Origin of the sequence: Pseudomonas nicosulfuronedens (assembly GCF_005877905.1) — a bacterium.
Taxonomy (GTDB): domain Bacteria; phylum Pseudomonadota; class Gammaproteobacteria; order Pseudomonadales; family Pseudomonadaceae; genus Pseudomonas; species Pseudomonas nicosulfuronedens.
In genome coordinates, this window is sequence record NZ_SWDV01000076.1 from 1 (window position 1) to 7,314 (window position 7,314).

The 7,314-nt window shown below is 58.6% G+C and carries 6 protein-coding genes and 3 tRNA genes; all 9 read left to right on the top strand.

Translation table 11 applies throughout. The features are described 5' to 3' along the window. On the top strand, positions 1 to 918 hold a 918-nt coding region (locus FAS41_RS30955), incomplete at its 5' end, for a hypothetical protein (RefSeq protein ID WP_218939146.1). A 566-nt stretch (positions 919 to 1,484) separates the two neighbouring features. Next, the gene (locus FAS41_RS30015; RefSeq protein ID WP_246084973.1) at positions 1,485 to 1,748 is read left to right on the top strand and encodes a hypothetical protein; all 264 of its coding nucleotides are present in this window, start codon (positions 1,485 to 1,487) and stop codon (positions 1,746 to 1,748) included. Positions 1,749 to 2,255: 507 nt separating this feature from the next. Next, positions 2,256 to 2,900, top strand: coding sequence for a response regulator transcription factor GacA (gene gacA / locus FAS41_RS30020; protein WP_017517075.1), 645 nt, complete (start codon positions 2,256 to 2,258; stop codon positions 2,898 to 2,900). A 2-nt stretch (positions 2,901 to 2,902) separates the two neighbouring features. Continuing rightward, complete coding sequence (gene uvrC / locus FAS41_RS30025) at positions 2,903 to 4,729, top strand: excinuclease ABC subunit UvrC (RefSeq protein WP_138526911.1); 1,827 nt, start codon at positions 2,903 to 2,905, stop codon at positions 4,727 to 4,729. A 33-nt stretch (positions 4,730 to 4,762) separates the two neighbouring features. Further along, positions 4,763 to 5,323 carry a CDP-diacylglycerol--glycerol-3-phosphate 3-phosphatidyltransferase gene (gene pgsA / locus FAS41_RS30030; RefSeq protein ID WP_138526912.1) on the top strand — a complete coding sequence of 187 codons (561 nt, stop codon included), beginning with the start codon at positions 4,763 to 4,765 and terminating at the stop codon, positions 5,321 to 5,323. Between the two features lie 68 nt (positions 5,324 to 5,391). Next, positions 5,392 to 5,467: transfer RNA gene (locus tag FAS41_RS30035), tRNA-Gly, on the top strand. A 35-nt stretch (positions 5,468 to 5,502) separates the two neighbouring features. Beyond that, positions 5,503 to 5,576, top strand: a tRNA-Cys gene (locus tag FAS41_RS30040). A 154-nt stretch (positions 5,577 to 5,730) separates the two neighbouring features. After that, positions 5,731 to 5,816: transfer RNA gene (locus FAS41_RS30045), tRNA-Leu, on the top strand. Positions 5,817 to 6,023: 207 nt separating this feature from the next. Then, positions 6,024 to 7,223 carry a tyrosine-type recombinase/integrase gene (locus tag FAS41_RS30050; protein WP_138526913.1) on the top strand — a complete coding sequence of 400 codons (1,200 nt, stop codon included), beginning with the start codon at positions 6,024 to 6,026 and terminating at the stop codon, positions 7,221 to 7,223. Positions 7,224 to 7,314: the final 91 nt, after the last annotated feature.

The following is a 7,314-nucleotide window of genomic DNA, read 5'->3' on the forward strand; positions in this document are numbered from 1 at the left end:
CCATCCACACTGGCTATAGCATTGGTTGTTTTCTTAATGCAGTTCTTCAGCAATAATTGGTGCGTGGCGTTTCTTGGTGTGATTGCCTCTATTGCTGCATTTTTCGTGAGCTACACGATAATTATAAAACCTCCGTATCGCATGGAGCGATATCACGGGGAGCAGGTCGTTGAGATTAATCAGGATCTTTCTAGGATAAAAGGAAGCGGTGGTCGCATTGTTTTGGATCTCGATGACTCGAATGACTGGTCGCATGTGTGGGCGATGGTGGTCGGTATTGGGGTCAATGCAAAGCGTCAGGGTGAAAGTATTTTCTGCATAAACAAGAATTGGCACATCTCGTTCACCAAGCAACTGCAGTGCTCTCCTGAAGAACTTGCCAACAGCAAGCGACTTGTCGTCCGTCGATCAGTGGAAGGCGGAGCACGAGTTCCGGAAATCGACTTGGGCGGCATTTCGTTCTTTGAGTACGCGCCGCCGTTCGCCCTGGCGTCAGGGGCGCTTACGTTGAAGAAAGATCGTGATCTTTTCTCCGATTACCTGCTGGGCAGCGGTTGGACTGCTCCTGATGAGTCATTTACTTGGTCGGTAGGCAGTCGGGCCACGATCAACCTGCCCCCGCTGCCCGCTGGGAGCCATGTTGCCCTTGACCTGGGCGCCTTCGTTCCAGTGCCGGATTCGCATCAACGCGTAATCGTTTCGGCCGATGGTATAGAGCAGTGCGCGGTTGAATTCACTATGGCTATAGGACGGCAGAAAGTCGAAATCAGTCCGGCCGGAATAGGCAAACCGATCCAGATCATTTTGCAGATCGAGAAGCCCATTTCGCCAGCCAGCGTCGGGATGGGGCAGGACAATCGTCAGCTCGGCGTTGCCCTATACGGAATTGAGGTTTCTCCGGCTAACGTATCGAACTGATCCTCCTGGCGCTGTTGTACCGCGCCACTGAAGTATTCCCCGCGCCCCGTGGCGCGGGTATTCTCCTGCCTACTGCTGAGCTTGTGAAACGCTTAGCGCTATACGGTCACAGGCTGCACCCAGATCGGCATGCTGTTGAGCTTGAAGGCTTCGCCCATGCTGGGCAGCAGCAGGGTAAGGGCCCGCGCGTGGCCGATGGCTTCCGTCGCGTGCGACAGTACCGAGCCTCTTGTGAAGCTTGTTTCTGTTAGAATCGGAACGCGGATTCGCGCGAATACAACACTTGTAAGACAGGCTTGAAACCGTCGACGGGCAACTTTCCTAGAGTTCGAATCTCTACGCTTCCGCCACTATTACAACGTTGAAAGCCCCGCGCTGCGGGGCTTTTGCGTTTCTGGCGATGAAGCATCGCTTGTAGGGTTTCCTTCCAGTTAGGCGTCGTGTTCATTGCGAATGAATGGCACAAGTTGAACGACGTCAGAAAAGCCAGTCGTCCCGATAGATGATTCTGTAGGACGTTGTTGCGCTCGGTTAAACTTCAAGTACCACCCTCCGGAAAATCCTGAATGAACCAAGTCGAAGATCTCGAGCGGCAGATGCGCGAAGCGCTGGGCGTTGCTCCGAAGCAAGTGAAAACCACTCGGGAAGTCAGCAACCCCATGCGGGGATATCTGATTGTTCTCAGTGTGCGCGCAGAGAGCGGGCCCGCATTTCGCTTCGAGCATCGTTCTCGTTCGCTGAGTCGCACCGAGGCGATCCTGGACGCGGAAAAGGCGGCGCGCACCGCCGGCTACAAGCCTTGGGCCCTGCTGGATGCCGTCGAAGCCTGAGGTCCATCGTCAGGGAGTCAGGCTGTGGCAGGGATATTGGTTTTCCTTGGCGTTCTGCTGATTACAGGTCTTACTTGGCTGACATTGCGCAAGGGGCGTCGCGCAAGCGGAGTCAATCGGAATGACAGCCCCCACTAAACGCTTGACGCAGTAGATAGCTACGATTCGTTCCGAGGGGGCGAGTACACCAGCGTTTGCGGCGGTGCCGATACTAACTCGGGCGGTGGATGCGACTTCGGCGGTGGAGACTGATCGCTCCGGCCTGTCGATCAACTGCCTCACCATTGACGTCGATCGTTCCTGTCAGAAAGTTCGCTGTACGGCCGTCCTAGACGGCCCGGCAGGCATCTGTCAGCATTTATCCCGCTGCGCCGCATTTCTCTGGCGCTTGCATTTTGGCGAACCGCTTCCAAGCTAGGTCGTAGAGCCGCTTTCTGTTAAGGTTCGGCAATTGTTCGGAGTCTCTTTTCGGGGGCTCGTCATTCCATTCTGTTCAAGGGGTGCTGCGTGATTAAGGTGCTGGTGGTCGATGATCACGATCTGGTGCGCACCGGAATTACCCGCATGCTGGCTGATATCGACGGCCTGCAGGTCGTCGGGCAGGCCGACTCCGGCGAGCGAGGCCTGCAGTTGGCGCGCGAGCTCAAGCCGGACGTAGTGCTGATGGACGTGAAGATGCCCGGCATCGGCGGCCTCGAAGCCACCCGAAAACTGCTGCGCAGCCAGCCCGACGTGCGTGTCGTGGTGGTGACGGTGTGTGAAGAAGACCCGTTCCCGACTCGCCTGATGCAAGCTGGCGCGGCCGGCTACCTCACCAAGGGCGCTGCCCTGGACGAGATGGTCCAGGCGATTCGCCAGGTCTTTGCCGGCCAGCGCTATATCAGCCCACAGATCGCCCAGAACCTTGCGCTGAAATCCTTCGAGCCGGAAAGAAACGCATCGCCGTTCGACACATTGTCCGAGCGTGAGATTCAGATCGCGTTGATGATTGCCAACTGCCACAAAGTGCAGAGCATCTCGGACAAGCTGTGCCTGTCGCCCAAGACCGTGAATACCTACCGCTACCGCATCTTCGAGAAACTCTCGATCACCAGTGACGTCGAGCTGGCGTTGCTGGCTGTCCGGCACGGCATGGTCGACGCCAGCAACTGATCATGGCGCAACCGTTCGATTCGGCGGCTTTTCTGGCCACCTGCAGTGGGCGGCCGGGCGTTTATCGAATGTTCGATGCCGAGGCCAAGTTGCTGTATGTCGGTAAGGCAAAGGACCTCAAGAAGCGCCTCTCCAGTTATTTCCGCAAGTCCGGCCTGGCGCCGAAGACGGCTGCCCTGGTAGCGAAGATTGCCCAGGTCGAGACCACCATCACGGCCAACGAGACCGAGGCGCTGCTGCTCGAGCAGACGCTGATCAAGGAGTGGCGGCCGCCTTACAATATTCTGCTGCGCGATGATAAGTCGTATCCCTACGTCTTCCTGTCGACTGAGGACCCATTCCCGCGCCTGACCATCCATCGTGGTGCGAAGAAGGCCAAGGGGCGTTACTTCGGTCCATACCCGAGCGCTGGGGCTATTCGCGAAAGCCTCGCGCTGCTGCAGAAGGCCTTTTTCGTGCGCCAGTGCGAGGACAGCTACTACCGCAACCGCACGCGCCCATGCCTGCAATACCAGATCAAGCGCTGCAAGGCCCCATGTGTCGGGCTGGTGAGCGAGGAGGAATACGCCGAAGACGTGCGCCACTCGATCATGTTCCTCGAAGGGCGCAGCAATGTACTGGCCGAGGAACTGTCTGCCAGCATGGAGCAGGCGGCGATGCGCCTGGACTTCGAGAAGGCAGCGGAGTTGCGCGACCAGGTGCAGATCCTGCGCCGCGTGCAGGACCAGCAGAGCATGGAGTTCGGCACAGGTAACGTCGATGTGGTGGCGGCCATCGTCACTCCCGGCGGTGCCTGCGTGCACCTGATTAGCGTGCGCGGCGGGCGGGTACTGGGCAGCAAGAACTTCTTCCCGCAGGTGGCGATCGAGGAGGAGGTGGGCGATGTCCTGCTGGCCTTCCTCGGGCAGTACTACCTCAGTCATCACGAGCGCGATCTGCCGAACGAGTTGATCGTCAATGCCGTGCATGAAGACTTTCCGATCCTCGCTTTGGCCATCGAGGAGTCCCGTGGCCGACTGCTGGAAATCACCCCGCGAGTCCGCGGCACTCGTGCGCGCTGGCAGCAGTTGGCGGTGACCAATGCCGAGCAGGCACTGGCCGCCCGCCTCGCGAACCGCCAGCATATGGCGGCGCGTTTCGATGCGTTGGGCGAGGCGCTGGATCTGCCCGAGCCGCCGCAGAGGCTCGAATGCTTCGACATCAGTCACTCCAGCGGCGAGGCAACTGTGGCTTCCTGCGTGGTCTTCGGCCCGGAAGGCGCACTGAAGTCGGACTACCGTCGCTTCAATATCGAAGGCATCACCGGCGGCGACGATTACGCTGCCATGCACCAGGCGCTGACCCGCCGTTTCAGTCGCCTGAAGGAGGGCGAAGGCAAGATGCCCGATATCCTTCTGGTCGATGGCGGCAAGGGGCAGCTGGCGATGGCCCAGGAAGTGCTCCAGGAACTGGCGGTTGTGGGTCTGACGCTTCTTGGCGTTGCCAAGGGCGTCACCCGTAAGCCTGGCCTGGAAACGCTGTACCTCAATGACGCCGAGCACGAGTTCACCTTGCCCGCCGACTCGCCCGCGCTGCACCTGATCCAGCAGATTCGCGATGAAGCGCACCGCTTTGCGATCACTGGCCACCGTGCTCGGCGGGGCAAGGCTCGACGCACCTCGACATTAGAAGACGTCGCTGGCGTTGGGCCCAAGCGCCGGCGCGACCTGCTCAAGCATTTCGGCGGGTTGCAGGAGCTGGGCAGAGCCAGTATCGATGAAATTGCCAAGGCCCCCGGTATCAGCAAAAAGCTGGCAGAGCAGATTTATGCTGCACTGCACAGCGAGTAGAATGCCGGCTCAACTCGCAGACCTTCCGACCCGATGAATATCCCGAACCTGCTCACACTGCTCCGCGTTCTGCTCATTCCGATCTTCATCCTGCTGTTCTATCTCCCGTTCCCGGCCAGTCACCTGGCTGCCAGCGCTGTGTTCGCCCTTGCTGCCGCCACTGACTGGCTGGATGGCTACCTGGCTCGTCGACTGGGGCAGAGCACTCCTTTTGGGGCGTTCCTCGACCCCGTAGCGGACAAGCTGATGGTCGCCACTGCATTGGTATTGTTGGTGGAGGAGCACGCAAACCTGTGGCTGACGTTGCCGGCGGCCATCATTATTGGCCGCGAGATCGTGGTCTCGGCACTGCGCGAGTGGATGGCGGAGATTGGGGCGAGGGCGCATGTCGCTGTGTCCAACCTGGGGAAATGGAAGACCGCGGCACAGATGCTGGCGCTGGTGATTCTCCTGGCCAATCCACCGTTGATGACCTTCTGGGTCCTGGTTGGCTATGCGCTGTTGATCGTTGCTGCCATCCTCACGCTGTGGTCGATGCTGCATTATCTGCTGGCGGCCTGGCCGCACCTGAACGCCACCCCAAAAGAGAAATAAGTTTTTTTGAATCAAGGAGTTGACAGGCATTTCCAAATCGTTAGAATGGCGCCCGTCAACACGACAATGCGGGAATAGCTCAGTTGGTAGAGCACGACCTTGCCAAGGTCGGGGTCGCGAGTTCGAGTCTCGTTTCCCGCTCCAGATTTTGATGATTCGCCTTGAGTCATCCGTGTTATGGCTGAGTAGCAGAGTGGTTATGCACCGGATTGCAAATCCGTGAACGCCGGTTCGATTCCGACCTCAGCCTCCAATAGAAAAGCCCTGTAAATCGAAGATTTACAGGGCTTTTTCTTTAACAGCCCGCTGCAGGGATTGCGAGTTTCAGCAACTTGCGCAGGGGGAATGGGGCTGTATATAGTCCAGCCCTTTCCGGGATCATCCCGGCAATACTGCAACGCGCTACCGCCCGGATGGCGAAATCGGTAGACGCAGGAGACTTAAAATCTCTCGCCCTTTGGGCGTGCCGGTTCGAGTCCGGCTCCGGGCACCACTTATTCTTTCCGAGCGTTTCCAAGACGTCACGGAGATCCAGACTAGCCGGGGTTTTCCCCGGCTTTTTTGTGCCCAAAAGACCCGACCGTTTCGTTGAAAGCCCGGAGCTTTGTGAGTAGATTTGTGAGTAAGGATCTATCTTTCTCATCGTTCTACTCACGTGCGGCGTTCGAAGCGGCGCCGCACGTGGCACCTGGAGCGCGCCGTGCCGCTTACAGATACCGCTGCTCGCACAGCTAAGCCAAGGGAAAAGCTCTACCGCGTCTCAGACACGCTGGGCTTGAGCCTTGAGATCACGCCCAACGGAAGCAAACTATGGCGCTTTCGTTATCGCTTTGCCGGCAAGCCCAAGATGATCAGTCTCGGCGCCTATCCGTCGATAACCCTGGCCAGGGCGCGAGAGCTGCGCGATGCGGCGCGATCGCAGGTCGCTTCGGGGGTTGACCCCTCTCACCACAAACAAGCTCAGAAGCGTGCGCTTGAGGCTGCCACCTACACCTTCGAAATGCTTGCCGACGAGTGGCACGCTTACAGCGCGCCTCGCTGGGCGGAAGCCACCGTGCAGAAAGCTCGGGCGTACCTCGATAAGGACATCATCCCCGCAATTGGCAAGCGCCCCGTTACAGAGATCAGCAGGCCTGATTTGGTCGATCTGGTGAGGAGGGTGGAGGGTCGCGGGGCAATGAACGTCGCCGGCAAGGTCCGCCAGTGGTTGAACCAGATTTTCAGGTTCGGTCTGGCCCGCGGAGTTGTCGAAACGAATCCTGCAACTGATCTTGATGTGGTGGCGGCGCATACGCCTCCGGCGAGGCATCACCCGCACATCCCGCTCGCTGAAATCCCAGAGCTACTGGATTTACTCTCCAGTGCTTCTTGCGATGTTTCCACCAAGATTGCCATTCGCTTACTGCTCCTCACCGGCGCACGTCCGGGTGAGTTACGCCAAGCACCCTGGAGTGAGTTCGACTTGGATGCTGCGGTTTGGACGGTGCCGGCTGCTCGTATGAAGGCCCGCCGTCCTCACATTATTCCGCTGCCCACCCAGGCGGTAGAGCTGCTGCGCGCTCAGCATGCAATCACGGGACGTTATGTCTTGGCGTTTGCGGGCAAGGCCAACACTAGCCGCCCACTGAGCGAGAACACAGTGAACAAAGCTTTGAGCACGATCGGTTATGCCGGAAGACAAACCGGCCACGGGTTCCGCCACTTGCTCAGCACTGAGCTGAACAGCCGTGGCTATAACCGTGATTGGATTGAGCGTCAGCTTGCGCACAGCGACAAAGATGAAATCCGCGATACCTACAACCACGCTCAGTACCTCGAGCAGCGTCGTGGAATGATGCAGGCGTGGGCAGACGAGGTCGTTCAGTTGTGCTCGAAGCTCGATAGCTCAAAAAACACCTAGAGGAGTGGGGCAAATTCAACAAAAGCTGACCTGGGTGGCAGGAAATTCGACGGCCTCCTGGATCTGTGACGTTGGTGCCAGGTGACCTTGT